Source organism: Streptomyces naganishii JCM 4654 (genome assembly GCF_014650575.1).
GTDB lineage: Bacteria > Actinomycetota > Actinomycetes > Streptomycetales > Streptomycetaceae > Streptomyces > Streptomyces naganishii.
Map to the genome: position 1 here is coordinate 398,938 of NZ_BMVF01000006.1, position 13,401 is coordinate 412,338.

Annotated in this window: 11 protein-coding genes; 9 read left to right on the forward strand and 2 right to left on the reverse strand. The window is 75.2% G+C overall.

Annotation, left to right across the window (positions count from 1 at the left end):
- Positions 1-70: 70 nt before the first annotated feature.
- From IE217_RS13960 to IE217_RS13985, 6 genes are all read left to right on the forward strand, one after another.
- On the forward strand, positions 71-718 hold the full coding sequence (locus IE217_RS13960) for a ScbR family autoregulator-binding transcription factor (RefSeq protein ID WP_190178145.1): 648 nt from the start codon (positions 71-73) through the stop codon (positions 716-718).
- Positions 719-740: 22 nt separating this feature from the next.
- Positions 741-1,931, forward strand: coding sequence for a damage-control phosphatase ARMT1 family protein (locus IE217_RS13965; RefSeq protein ID WP_190178146.1), 1,191 nt, complete (start codon positions 741-743; stop codon positions 1,929-1,931).
- 85 nt (positions 1,932-2,016) lie between these two features.
- Complete coding sequence (gene cyc2 / locus IE217_RS13970; RefSeq protein ID WP_190178147.1) at positions 2,017-4,179, forward strand: germacradienol/geosmin synthase Cyc2; 2,163 nt, start codon at positions 2,017-2,019, stop codon at positions 4,177-4,179.
- A gap of 26 nt (positions 4,180-4,205) precedes the next feature.
- Entirely contained in the window at positions 4,206-4,865 is a 660-nt protein-coding gene (locus tag IE217_RS13975; RefSeq protein WP_190178148.1) for a PDZ domain-containing protein, read from the forward strand.
- Positions 4,866-5,106: 241 nt separating this feature from the next.
- Positions 5,107-6,234, forward strand: coding sequence for an aminopeptidase P family protein (locus IE217_RS13980; RefSeq protein ID WP_190178149.1), 1,128 nt, complete (start codon positions 5,107-5,109; stop codon positions 6,232-6,234).
- A 46-nt stretch (positions 6,235-6,280) separates the two neighbouring features.
- Positions 6,281-7,306, forward strand: coding sequence for an aminoglycoside phosphotransferase family protein (locus IE217_RS13985; protein ID WP_190178150.1), 1,026 nt, complete (start codon positions 6,281-6,283; stop codon positions 7,304-7,306).
- Positions 7,307-7,376: 70 nt separating this feature from the next.
- Here the strand turns inward: IE217_RS13985 and treZ are convergent, their stop codons facing one another.
- On the reverse strand, positions 7,377-9,131 hold the full coding sequence (gene treZ, locus IE217_RS13990) for a malto-oligosyltrehalose trehalohydrolase (protein WP_190178151.1): 1,755 nt from the start codon (positions 9,129-9,131) through the stop codon (positions 7,377-7,379).
- 172 nt (positions 9,132-9,303) lie between these two features.
- Here treZ and IE217_RS13995 point away from each other — a divergent pair, with 172 nt between their 5' ends.
- The 3 genes from IE217_RS13995 (at position 9,304) to IE217_RS14005 (ending at position 11,827) form a co-directional block, all read left to right on the forward strand.
- Positions 9,304-9,855, forward strand: a complete 552-nt coding sequence (locus tag IE217_RS13995; RefSeq protein WP_190178152.1) for an FHA domain-containing protein — start codon at positions 9,304-9,306, stop codon at positions 9,853-9,855.
- A 256-nt stretch (positions 9,856-10,111) separates the two neighbouring features.
- The gene (locus IE217_RS14000) at positions 10,112-11,359 is read left to right on the forward strand and encodes a M14 family zinc carboxypeptidase (protein WP_373298018.1); all 1,248 of its coding nucleotides are present in this window, start codon (positions 10,112-10,114) and stop codon (positions 11,357-11,359) included.
- Between the two features lie 42 nt (positions 11,360-11,401).
- Complete coding sequence (locus IE217_RS14005; protein ID WP_190178153.1) at positions 11,402-11,827, forward strand: SSI family serine proteinase inhibitor; 426 nt, start codon at positions 11,402-11,404, stop codon at positions 11,825-11,827.
- A 38-nt stretch (positions 11,828-11,865) separates the two neighbouring features.
- Here the strand turns inward: IE217_RS14005 and IE217_RS14010 are convergent, their stop codons facing one another.
- Entirely contained in the window at positions 11,866-13,116 is a 1,251-nt protein-coding gene (locus IE217_RS14010; protein WP_190178154.1) for a M14 family zinc carboxypeptidase, read from the reverse strand.
- Between the last annotated feature and the right edge of the window lie 285 nt (positions 13,117-13,401).

Here is a 13,401-nt window from a genome sequence, read left to right on the forward strand (position 1 = left end):
TTATCGTGTACGGGGAGTGAGAAACAAACGGCTTGCCCCGTTCTTCGTGGCTCCGGGAGTGTTTTCGTCGATGCCGAGGCAGTTACGCGCCGAACAGACCCGCGCGACGATCATCACGGCCGCCGCCGACCTCTTCGACCGGCAGGGCTACGAACGCACCAGCCTCAGCGACATCGTCGAGCACGCGCGCGTGACCAAGGGTGCGCTGTACTTCCACTTCGCGGCCAAGGAGGATCTGGCCCAGGCCATCATGGAGTTGCAGTCCCAGGCCTCCCAGCGGGCGGCCGGCGCGGTGGACCGGCAGGGCTGCTCCTCCCTGGAGGCGCTGATCCGCGTCACCTTCGCCCTCACCCGGCTGGCCGTCGAAAGCCCTGTCGCCCGCGCGGGGCTGCGGCTGGCCACCGGGGGAGCCGAGGTGCGCCCGCCGCTGCGGCACCCGTTCACCGAGTGGCTGGAGTTCGCCACCCGCAAACTCCTCGGCGCCGTGCGGGAGTCGGACGTGCACCCGGACACCGACGTGCACGCCGTCGCGCACTCCCTCGTCTGCTTCTTCGTCGGCACCCGGATCGGCGGCCGGCCCCTGGAACCGGTGGAGCGGCTGCCGCGCCGCACCACCGAGATGTGGCACCTGCTGATCCGCGCCCTGGTGCCCGTGCACCGGCGCCCGCGCTATCTGACACTCACCACGCGGCTGGAGCGGGAGATCGGCGTCGTATGACCCGCGCGGGTAGCGTGAGCGCATGCCCCAGCTCCCGGCCCCGCCCGTGCTCCTCGCCGACGAACCCGGCTCCTTCCCGCACAGCGTGCTCGCCGAGCGGCACCCGGCGATCATCCGGCAGGTCCGGGACGCCTTCCCGTACGGCCCCGGGCAGCACCGCGCCCTCGACGCGCTGCTGGCCAACTGCACCGAGGGCGTGATCGAGCCGCTCCCGGGCGGGGCGCACGACGTGGAGCGCTGGCGGTCCTGGGGGCTGGACGAGTACACCGGCCGGTCCTGGTTCGAGGTGCCGTGGCTGTGGTCCGAGAGCTGGTTCTACCGCTGTCTCCTGGAGGCGGTCGGCCACTTCCCGCCCGGCCCCTGGCAGGGCATCGACCCCTTCCGCCCGGCCAAGCTCGCCGAACTCGACGCCCCGGAGACCGACGAGGAACTCGCCGCGCTCGACAGCCTGGAGCACGCGACGGCCGCCGACCGCGCCACCGCCCTCCTGCACGGCTCCCTCTGGGGCAACCGCGCCGACCTCGGCTTCCGGCTGTCGGCGCCCGGAGCCGGGACGACAGCCGCCTCCGGCCTCGTCGCCGACGACAGCGACGCGCTGTGGGCGCTGCTGTCCGGCCGCCCGCCCGGCACGCTGTTCCTCGTCGCCGACAACGCGGGCCGGGAGCTCGTTCCCGATCTCCTGCTCCTCGCGCACCTGCTCGAACACGGCCACGCGCGGCGGGCGGTGCTGCACGTCAAGCCCCACCCGTACTACGTCTCCGACGCCACCACCGCCGACGTCGTCGACGCGGTGCGCCGGCTGACGGCCGCGCGGGGCGCCGCCGCGCGGTACGGGCGCTTCCTGTGGTCCGCGATGGGCGACGGCCGGCTGACCGTCCGCGCGCACCCGTTCTCCTGTGCCCCGCTGCCGTACGCCGACATGCCCGGCGACCTGCGCGAGGAGTTCGCCGGCGGCACGCTGACCGTGTTCAAGGGCGACCTGAACTACCGGCGCCTGGTGGGGGACCGCCGGTGGCCCGCGACCACGCCCTTCGCCGACGTGACCGCGTACTTCCCCGGCCCGGTCGCGGCCCTGCGCACCCTGAAGTCGGAGGTGGTCACCGGCCTCGACGCGGCGACCGAGGCCGCCCTCGATGCCGAGGAGGACGGGTACTGGCGCACCGGCGGCACGCACGCGCTGATCCAGGTGGCGTCCCGGGGAGCGGGCGGGTAACGGCACGAGCCGGGTATTTCACGCGATGGTGTGATCGAGTCCCGCCGAACGGATGGCCTGGGAAGACGCCGGGTAGCTCCCGCCCATGACGCAGCCCTTCGAACTCCCGCACTTCTACATGCCGTATCCGGCGCGGCTCAACCCGCACGTCGACGAGGCCCGCGCCCACTCGGCCCGGTGGGCGCGCGAGATGGGCATGCTGGAGGGCTCCGGAGTCTGGGAGCGGTCCGACCTCGACGCGCACGACTACGGACTGCTCTGCGCCTTCACCCACCCCGACTGCGACGGACCCACCCTCTCCCTCATCACCGACTGGTACGTGTGGGTCTTCTTCTTCGACGACCACTTCCTGGAGAAGTACAAGCGCGGCCAGGACCGCGCGGCCGGGAAGGCGCACCTGGACCGCCTGCCCCTGTTCATGCCGCTCGACCTCGCGGCCGGGGTGCCCGAGCCGCGGAACCCGGTCGAGGCGGGCCTCGCCGACCTGTGGGCGCGCACGGTGCCCGCCATGTCCGCCGACTGGCGGCGCCGGTTCGCGGTGGCGACCGAGCACCTGCTGAACGAGTCGCTGTGGGAGCTGTCCAACATCAACGAGGGGCGGATCGCCAACCCCGTCGAGTACATCGAGATGCGCCGCAAGGTCGGCGGCGCCCCCTGGTCGGCGGGGCTCGTGGAGTACGCGACCGCCGAGGTACCCGCCGCGGCCGCCGGGTCCAGGCCGCTGAGGGTGCTGATGGAGACCTTCTCCGACGCCGTGCACCTGCGCAACGACCTGTTCTCCTACCAGCGCGAGGTGGAGGACGAGGGTGAGCTCAGCAACGGCGTGCTGGTCCTGGAGACCTTCTTCGGCTGCACCACCCAGGAGGCCGCCGACGCCGTCAACGACGTGCTCACCTCGCGCCTGCACCAGTTCGAGCACACCGCGCTCACCGAAGTGCCCGCCCTCGCGCTGGAGCTGGGCCTCACCCCGGACGAGGTGGCGGCGGTGGGCGCGTACGCCAAGGGACTCCAGGACTGGCAGTCGGGCGGCCACGAGTGGCACATGCGCTCCAGCCGCTACATGAACGAGCGGGCGCGGTCCGCCCGCGACCGGCCGTACCTCGCGGGACCCGGCACCTCGGCGGCCGACGTCGGCGCCCTGCTCGCGGCGGCCGGCGCCGAGCGGCTGCGCGCCTACACCCACGTGCCGTTCCAGAAGGTCGGCCCGGCCCGCATCCCCGACCTCCGCATGCCCTACGAGGTCCGGCTCAGCCCGCACCTGGACGCGGCCCGCCGGGGACTCGTCCAGTGGTGCCACCGCATGGGCATCCTCGCCGAGGGCGTCTGGGACGAGGACAAGCTCGCCGCCTGCGACCTCGCGCTGTGCTCGGCCGGCCTGGACCCCGACGCCACCCCCGAGGCGCTCGACCTGAGCGCGCACTGGCTGGCCTTCGGCACCTACGGCGACGACTACTACCCCCTGGTCCACGGCCACCGCCGCGACCTGGCCGCCGCCAAGGTGACCACGGCCCGCCTGTCGGCCTGCATGCCCGTCGACGGCGAGACGGCGCTCGTCCCCGCCAACGCCATGGAGCGCGCCCTGACCGACCTGTGGGCGCGCACGACCGCCGGGATGACCCCCGGCCAGCGGCGCACCCTCAAAAGCGCGATCGACGCGATGACCGAGAGCTGGGTGTGGGAGCTGTCCAACCAACTGCAGAACCGGGTCCCCGACCCCGTCGACTACCTGGAGATGCGGCGCGCCACCTTCGGCTCCGACCTCACCCTGAGCCTGTGCCGGATGGGACACGGCCCGGCCGTGCCGCCCGAGGTCTACCGCACCGGCCCGGTCCGCTCCCTGGAGAACGCGGCCATCGACTACGCCTGCCTCCTCAACGACGTCTTCTCGTACCAGAAGGAGATCGAGTACGAGGGCGAGATCCACAACTCGATCCTCGTCGTCCAGCACTTCTTCGGCATCGACTACCCGGCCGCGCTCTCGGTCGTCCACGACCTCATGACCCAGCGCATGCGGCAGTTCGAGCACGTCGTCGCGCACGAACTGCCCGTCCTGTACGACGACTTCGAGCTGAGTGAGGAAGCGCGCGCCGCCATGGCGGGCTATGTCCTCGACCTGCAGAACTGGATGGCCGGCATCCTCAACTGGCACCGGCGGGTGGACCGTTACAAGGCGGAGTGGCTGGCCCGCCGCGCCCACGTCTTCCTGCCCGGCCGGCCGCCCGCCCCGGCGGCCCTGCCGGTCGGCTGACGGGCCGGGCGGACGGAGTGCGAGCGATGGAACGTACCGCGTTGCGTCCCAAGCCGATGCCCGGCCGGGACCCCGGCGCAGGCGGCGGGGGCGGTGGCGCCGGGCGCGCGGGCGACCGGCTGCCGTACCCCGCGCGGCGGCGCGGCCGGCGGCTGCTGACGGCGTCGGCCCGCGTGCTCGCGGGGCTGGTCCTGGTCCTGTCGGGCATCGGCATCGGCGCGGTGGGCACCGCGGTGATCGGCACGAGCGGACTGGCCCGGCTGGAGCGGCAGTTCGGCGTCCGGGGCGCGGGCGAGGGCGCCTCGGCGCCCTCGCCCGGCGGCCCGGCGGGTGCACGGGCGGGCGGCCCGGCGGGCGTGGGCCCCGGGTCCGGCCGGGCGCCGGCCGAGGCCCAGGCGCCGGCCCTGGCCCCGGCCCCGGTGGGCCCGGTCCTCGGCATCGAGGCGGTCGACGACCCGGAGCCGGGCGCCCGGGTCACCGGCGTGCACGTGCCCGGCCCCGGCTACTCGGCCGGCCTGGTCCGCGGCGACGTGATCCTGAGGTTCGGCGCCACCCGGACCGGCTCCGCGGCCGGGCTCGCCCGCGCGGTCGCCCGGGCCCGCGCGGGCCGCGAGGTGGTCCTGACCGTGCGGCACCGCGACGGCACCCGGCTGCGCCTGACCGTGACACCGGGCATCACCACATGACCCCGCCGCCCGGCGCCGCCCGGGGCGACGGCGCGGCCGCCGCGCGGGCAAGGCACCGCTGCCGCGCGGCCCGCGGCTCCTTGGTCACGACTGCGGAAACCGCTGGTGAAGGGGGAGCCAGGGGGAGAGGATGGTCCGTGCCGGGGGCGGGACCGGCCGACCGGCTCGCGCCGCCCCGCACGGCCGGGCAGGATGCTGCCCGTAGTCCCTCACCGCATGTCCAGCCGCCTGGGAGGCCCGGATGACCGGCACCGCGCCCGCGCCCTTCACCGCCGACGACTACCGGGCCAGGATGGCGCGCGCGGCCCGGGCGGCCGCGGACGCCGGACTGGCCGGGCTGCTGGTCGCGCCGGGACCCGACATGGTCTGGCTCACCGGCTACGCGCCCCCCGCCGACACCGAACGGCTCACGCTGCTGGTGCTCGCCCCCGGGCGCGACCCCGTGCTCGTCGTGCCCACCCTGGAGGCCCCCGACGCCGCCAGGGCCGCCGGCGCGTCCGCCCTGACCCTGCGGGACTGGACCGACGGCAAGGACCCCTACGCCGTCACCGCCGCGCTGCTGGACGCCTCGGGCCGCTTCGGCATCAGCGACAACGCCTGGGCCATGCACCTGCTCGGCCTTCAGAGGACCCTGCCCGGCACCTCCTACGCCTCCCTCACCGAGGCCCTGCCCATGCTGCGGGCGGTGAAGGACGCCGCCGAGCTGGAGCTGCTCGCGGCGGCGGGAGCGGCGGCCGACCAGGCCTTCGAGGAGATCCGCAAGGTCGCCTTCGCGGGCCGCCGCGAGTACGAGGTCGGCGCCGACCTCGCCGGGCTGCTGCGGGCCTTCGGCCACTCCCGGGTCGACTTCACCATCGTCGGCTCCGGACCCAACGGCGCCAACCCGCACCACGAGATGGGGGACCGGCTCATCGAGCGCGGCGACATGGTCGTACTCGACTTCGGCGGCCTCAAGGACGGCTACGGCTCCGACACCACGCGCACCGTCCACGTCGGCGAGCCGAGCGACGAGGAACGCCGGGTGCACGACATCGTGCGCGAGGCGCAGGAGGCCGGCTTCCGCGCGGTGCGCCCCGGCGTGCCCTGCCAGGAGGTCGACCGGGCCGCCCGCGCGGTCATCGCCGAAGCCGGGTACGGCGAGTACTTCATCCACCGCACCGGCCACGGCATCGGCGTCACCACGCACGAGCCGCCGTACATGATCGAGGGCGAGGAGCAGCCCCTGGTGCCGGGCATGTGCTTCTCCGTGGAACCCGGCATCTACCTGCCCGGGCGCTTCGGCGTGCGCATCGAGGACATCGTCACCGTGACGGAGGACGGGGGCCGCCGCCTCAACGACACGACCCGCGAGATGGTCATAGTGGACTGACCGGCCGGCAGCACCCACCCCGCAACCACGACCACACGGCGCGACGATGACCCAGGCACCGACACCCACCGCGGACACGGTCCGCAGACTGGTCCGCACCCTGCTCGAGGACGCCCCGGCCACCGGCGCCGGCTCGCCCTCGGGCACGGCGGCCGGATTCGACGTCCGGCCCGTCGGCGAGGGCGGCGGCCACCGCGCCTGGTGGGTCGGCACCCGCCATGTGCTCCACCTGGCCCCGGACCGCGAGGCATCCCTGCGCCGGCGCCGCGAACTGCGGCTGCGCGACATCGTCCGCCCCCACCTGCCGGTCGCCGTCCCGGTGAGCGTCGCGCACGGCGACTGGGCGCCCGGACTGGCGTACACCCTGGACACCCGGCTCACGGGCGGTACGGCCGCCGAGCACGACGTGTCCGCGCTCGGCGAGGACGACCTGGCCGGGCTGCTCGCCGGGCTGCGCCGGGTGCCCGTGCGCCAGGCCGGGACGCTGGGCGTGCCGCGCACCCCGCCGCGCTCGCTGGAGGCGCTGCGGCGGATGGCCGTGCACGCCGCCGAACGCCTGGGCGCGGCCGACGAGTTCGATCCCGCGCGCACCGCCCAGCTCACCCCGCCCGCCGCGGCGCAGCTCGCCGCCCAGCCCGGCACGGCCGTGCTCGTGCACCACCGGCTCAGCGGCGACCACCTCGTGGTCGGCGCCGACGGCCGGGTGCGCGGCGTGCTCGACTGGACCGGCGCGGTGATCGGCGACCCCGCCGAGGACATCGCCGGACTCGCCCGCGCCGTGGGTTCCCCCGCCGCCGTGCGCGCCGCCACCCTCGCCGGCTACGGCGCCCGGCCCTGTCTGCGCGGCCTGTGGCTGGCCCGCTGCGACACGGTGATCCGCCTCGCCGACCGTGTCGACGGCCGCTCGGACGCGCCCCTGCCGGCCCTGAGGACCGAGCTGAGGCACGCCTGGGAGGCGATCCTCCTGGAGCGCGTCACGGAGTTCCGCGAGGACCACCGGGACGACAAGGACGAGGACGACACGGAGCACGACTCGGAGGACGACGAGACCGGGGAGGACGGCGAGGCGTAGACGGGCCCGACGCCGGGAGGCGCGGGCGGGCCGGGCGGCCCGGGCGCGCCGGTGCGGCCGGGCCGCCGGCTCAGGACTGCGCCAGCACCACGCACGACCGCCCCGGCACGTGCAGCACCCCGTCGGCGTCCGGCGGCCCGACCGGCTCCCAGGCGGCGAGTACCCGTGCCGGGCGGGTGCCCAGGGGGATCGCCGCGGGCTCCTTGCCGAGGTTGACCGCCACCCGTACGTCACCGCGCCGGAAGGCGAGCCAGCGGGCCTCCTGGTCGTAGGCGACCCTGGTGTCGGCGAGGTCGGGGTCCGTGAGGTCGGGCTGCTCGCGCCGCAGGGCGATCAGCGTGCGGTACCAGGCGAGCACGCGCGCGTGCGGCCCGGTCTCCGGCTCCGACCAGTCCAGGCAGGAGCGGTCCCGGGTCGCCGGGTCCTGCGGGTCGGGCACGTCCTCCTCGGCCCAGCCGTGCGCGGCGAACTCCCGCCGCCGGCCCCGGCGCACCGCCTCGGCCAGCTCCGGGTCGGTGTGGTCGGTGAAGAACTGCCACGGCGTGCCCGCGGCCCACTCCTCGCCCATGAACAGCATCGGCGTGAACGGCGCGGTCAGGGTCAGCGTGGCCGCGCAGGCCAGCAGCCCGGGGGTGTCGGCCAGCAGCATGGACAGGCGGTCGCCCTGGGCCCGGTTGCCGACCTGGTCGTGGGTCTGGGTGTAGCCGATCAGCCGGTGCCCGGCCACCCGGGTGCGGTCCAGCGGGCGGCCGTGCCGGCGGCCCCGGAAGGAGGAGTACGTACCGTCGTGGAAGTAGCCGCAGGTGAGGGTCTTGGCGACCGCGGCGAGCGGGGCGCGTGCGAAGTCGGCGTAGTAACCCTGGGACTCGCCGGTCAGGGCCGTGTGCAGGGCGTGGTGGAAGTCGTCGTTCCACTGGGCGTTCAGGCCCAGGCCGCCTTCCGCGCGGGGGGTGATCAGCCGCGGGTCGTTCAGGTCCGACTCGGCGATCAGGAACAGCGGGCGGCCGAGGTCCGCGGCGAGCGTGTCCACGGCCGTGGACAGCTCCTCCAGGAAGTGGCACGCGCGCGTGTCCGCCAGCGCGTGCACCGCGTCCAGCCGCAGCCCGTCGATCCGGTAGTCGCGCAGCCAGGCCAGCGCGCTGCCGGTCAGGAAGTCCCGCACCTCGTCCGAGCCGGGCGCGTCCAGGTTGACCGCGGCGCCCCAGGGGGTGTGGTGGGTGTCGGTGAAGTACGGGCCGAACCGCGGCAGGTAGTTGCCGGACGGGCCGAGGTGGTTGTGCACCACGTCCAGGACCACGCCCAGGCCCAGCTCGTGCGCACGGTCGACGAAGCGTTTCAGCCCCTCCGGGCCGCCGTACGGCTCGTGCACCGCCCACAGCGACACGCCCTCGTAGCCCCAGCCGTGCGTGCCGGGGAAGGGGCACACGGGCATCAACTCCACGTGTGTGACGCCCAGTTCGACCAGGTGTTCCAGACGTGCGGCGGCCGCGTCGAAGGTGCCCTCGCGGGTGTACGTCCCGACGTGCAGCTCGTAGAGGACCGCGCCCGGGAGCGGGCGGCCGCCCCAGTCGCCGGTGCGCCAGACGTGGCGCGCGTGGTCGACGACGGCGCTCAGGCCGTCCGGCCCGTCCGGCTGCCGCCGCGAGCGCGGATCGGGCAGCACGGGGCCGCCGTCCAGGGCGAAGCCGTAGCGCGAGCCGTCGTCCGCCTCCGCCTCACCGGTCCACCAGCCCGCCCGCTCCGGATCGCGCTCCAACGCGCGCGTGGCGCCGTCGCACTGGAGCGTCACACGGCCGGCCTGCGGTGCCCACACCTCGAACTGCACGGACGGTTCCCCTTCGTCTGCTCACCGTGATGTAGCCCGTCCATCGTCCTCCAAACGAGATCAATCCGCTTTCGCATCCGTCCTTTTGCGGCGGGTGTCGCGGGATGCGCGCACCGGTCACCGTTTCCGGGTTTTCTGGACACCCCGGGTCCGCTGACCGACAATCACCAACGTGACGTCGTCCTTCGAGTTCCACACGTACCCCGCGCGGCTGTCCGACGCGGAGCGCGACAAGGCGCTCGAGGTGCTCCGTGACGGCGTCGCCATGGGCCGTCTGTCGCACGACACGTTCGTCCGGCGCATGGAGCTGGCACTGGCCGCGCGGCGCGCCGACGAGCTCGTCGCGCTCACCTGCGACCTGCCCACCGAGAGCCGGGTGGCCCGTCTGGTGTTCGGCACCGTGGAAGCGGTCTCCGGCTTCACCGTACGGCTGCGCAGGGCCTGGCAGGCCGAGCGGCTGCCCAAGCTGCTGCTGCCCGTCCCCGGCAGCGGTCACCCCTTGCGGATAGGGCGCGACCCGGCCAGCGGGCTCAGGCTCACCCACGAGACGGTCTCCCGCGTCCACGCCGAGCTGCGCCACCAGGGCGGGATGTGGGTCCTGCGGGACCTCGGCTCGACCAACGGCACGACCGTCAACGGACGGCGGGTGATCGGGGCGGCCGTGGTGCGCGAGGGCGACCAGGTCGGGTTCGGGCAGGTGTCGTACCGGCTCCACGCGGGCTGAGGCGCCCACCGCCGGCGGCACCGGACACCTCTGGCCTGTGCATCACCCAGCGGGACGGGTCAAGTCTCTTTCCGGACGGTGGTGTTGACGAACCCGCCAACTCGTGACTGACTTTGCTTACATCGTGTACGTGTGGTGAACCGATGGCAACACATCGTGGAGGTGTGCCCTGACGCCACTCCACCGCTATCCGTCCGTCGACGAACTGGCCGCCCGCGCCGCCGCCCTCGTCGCCCGCCATCCCCGCCACGCCCGGCTGCGCCGCGTCGGCGTCTCCCGCGCGGGCACCCCCCTGTGGCTCCTCACCGCCGGGCACGGCGACCGGCAGGCCCTCGTTGTCGCCGGGCCGCACGCCAACGAACCCGTGGGCGGCGCCACCGTCCTCCGGCTGGCCGAGCGGGCCCTGACCGACCCCCATCTGCGCGAGGGCGCGGACATCACCTGGAACCTGCTGCTGTGCCTGGACCCCGACGGCTCCCGCCGCAACGAGGACTGGCTCGCCGGGCCCTACACGCTCGGCCACTACTTCCGCAGCTTCTTCCGGCCCGGCTTCCTGGAACAGCCCGAATGGCTGCCCGACGGGGCAGCGGCGGCCGCGCTGCCGGAGACCCGCGCGCTGCTCGGCCTCCAGGACGAGCTGCGGCCCTTCGTCCAGTGCTCGCTGCACGGCGTCGACGTCGGCGGCGGCTTCGTCGAGCTGACCCACGACCTGCCCGGCCTCGCCCAGCGCGTCGCGCACGCCGCCGCCCGCCTCGGCATCCCGCGCGAGCTCGGCGCGTACGACTGCCTGTACTGGCCCCGCCTCGGGCCCGCCGTCTACCGGATCCCGCCGCCGCGCCACGGCGACCTGGCCGCCGCCATCACCGAGGCGGCCGTGGAGTCCACCTGGTGCCACCCGCGCCGCTACGGCACCCTGTCCGCCGTGGTGGAGGCGCCCATGTGGGGCGTGGCCGCCGTTGCGGACGGCTCGGCGCCCGCCGACCGGGACGCGGTGCTGCGCGCCGTCAGCCGCACCCTGCGCGAGGACACCCGCCTGCTCGAACGCCTGCTGGACCGGGCCCGGCCGCACCTCGCCGGGGTCGCGGACGCCGACCGCCTGCTCGCCCCGGTGGACGACTATTTACTGGTCTGCCCCGGACTCGCCGACGCCTGGGACCCCGGCACCGGCGACGGCACGTCCCGCCCGCTCCCGCCGCTGACCACCGCCCACCTGACCGCCCTGCGCATCGCCGGACGGCGGCTGGCGCTGCGCACCGCCGGGCTGCTGCACCGCCTCGTGCGCGCCGCCGGCCACGACCCGGCCGGCGTCCTGCCCGAGCTGGACCGGCTCATCGAGGAACGCTGCGCCGACTACCGCGACGGTCTGCGCGCCCGCTGGATCCCGGTCGCCCGCCAGGCCGAGTACCAGACCCGGGTGGTCCTGGCCGCCTGCGAACTGGCCGCCCGGCACCAGCAGCCGGCCGAGCCGGCCCGGCCACGCCCGCGGGTGCTCCCGTTCGGGTGAGCCGGGCTGGGGCGGGGAGCCGGGTGTGCCGATGTAGCGGGCATGAAACCCTTCACCAAGGCGGCGACGGGCCGTCTGCTGCGCGGTACGACCGCGGCGGCCGCTCTCCTGCTCACCGCGGCCGTCCCGGCCCAGGCGGCCCACGCCCACTCCGACCGGGGCGACTGGCTCTACGTCAGCGTCACGCACGGCGACGTCCCTTCCGGTGACACCCGCGGCACCCTGCTGACGTGCGACCCGCCCCAGGGCCACGCCCACGCGTCCGAGGCCTGCGGCGAACTGCGCTCGGCGCGCGGCGACATCCGGGGCATCCCCCACAAGGACGTGTTCTGCTCCATGATCTACGCGCCCGTCACCGTCGAGGCCAGGGGCCAGTGGCAGGGCCGCGCCGTCGACTACACGGAGACCTTCGCCAACTCCTGTGTGATGAGGGCCCGCACGGGCGAGGTGTTCGCGCTGGACGCCTGACGCGCCGGCCCGCCCCGGTCGGCGGCCGGCCCGCCGCGTCAGGCGTCCAGTTCGCGGGCGTGGCGGGCCGCCGCCACGACCGTGCGGCTCTGGTGCTCCGCCTGGTGGTCCAGCGGCACCCAGCGGGCCCGGAAGCGGCGGGCGAAGGACTCGCTCCAGGCCGCGACCAGCCGCTCCAGCTGCGGCGCGGCGCGGTCGTCGGCCTGGCGCAGCACCCGCAGCAGCATGGCCGCCGTCCGCAGCGGCAGCCGCCGGCCGAAGGCGTCCACGCTGCCCACGTAGGCCATCGTGGTGTCGGCGGGCGGGGTGTGCATCCAGTCCGCCGCCAGCCCCGGCACCAGGCTCAGCCCCCACTTCGCGGCCCGCAGCAGCGGCCCGTCCGCGCCCGCCAGCCGGGGCAGCGCGTCCGCGAGGACCAGCTCCACCTCCCGCGCGTCGCTCAGCAGCCGCCGCGCCAGCCGCCGTATCGCCGCCGCGGGCGCGGGGTGCGGCGCCGGGTCGTCGACCAGGTCGCTCGCCCACATCGGCACCTCCACCACGGCGGTCAGACCGCCGTAGCGGTGCGCGTGGTACCAGGTGCTGTGCCGCGCGTCGTCCGGCATGCTCGGGTACGCGGCCCCGGCGCCCGGCGAGGGCATCACCCGCACCCCGGGCCCCGAGACGGCCCAGCCCGCGGCGTCGGACGCGCCCGTCTCCACCGGGATGTGCAGCTCCGCCGCGGACTTGCCGAAGGGCTCCGCGAGCCCGGGCACGTCCCTGGTCAACTGCACCCAGCTGCCGCCCAGATCGGTGCCGTGCAGGGTCACCTGGAGGTAGGGCCGCAGCGTGTCGATGACCGCGGTCAGCGCGCGTGTCTCGGGCGGCAGCCGGTCCGGCGGCAGCACGGACGGCGACCACTCCGGCTGCTCGGGCCCGGCGGGCCGGAAGAAGCCGAGGTGGTAGTCGAGCAGGCTGCGCGGGGCGGGCGTGACGTGCAGGCTCGCGCCGTCCGGGTCCGCGCACAGCAGGAAGTGCCAGGAGGTGTCGGCCCGCAGCCGCCGCTCGTCCAGGACGCGGTGGGCGAGCGCGAGGAGGGTGGACCCTCCGGCCGGCTCGTTGGCGTGGGCGCCCGCCACCACCAGGACGGCCCGCCGGGCGTGCCCCATGGACAGCAGGTGCAGGGGCCTGCCCGCGCGGGAGAAGCCGACCTCCTGCACGGCGCACAGGTCCGGCCGTCGTGCGGCCACCGCCCGGGCGGCGGCGACGAGTTCGGGAACACTGGGGTAGCGCAGCTCCGGCAGGAGACTCACCCCCGACTACTCCGCCCTGCTTCGCACTCCGCAGTACCCCACGGCGTCTGTGAACTGTCAAGTACACACAACGGAGGCCGCCTGGAGCCGCCCCGAGGCGCCCGGAAGCCGTCCGGGGCGCCCGCTGACCCCCGGAAGCGCCCCCCGCCCCCGCCACCCGGACGCGCCCAGCACCCACCGCCCTGCCCGGGTCACCGCCCGGCCGGTCACCGTCCGGCCGGTCACCGCCCGGCCGGTCACCGTCCCGGCCGGTCACCGTCCCGGCCGGTCACTCCTACGGGCGGT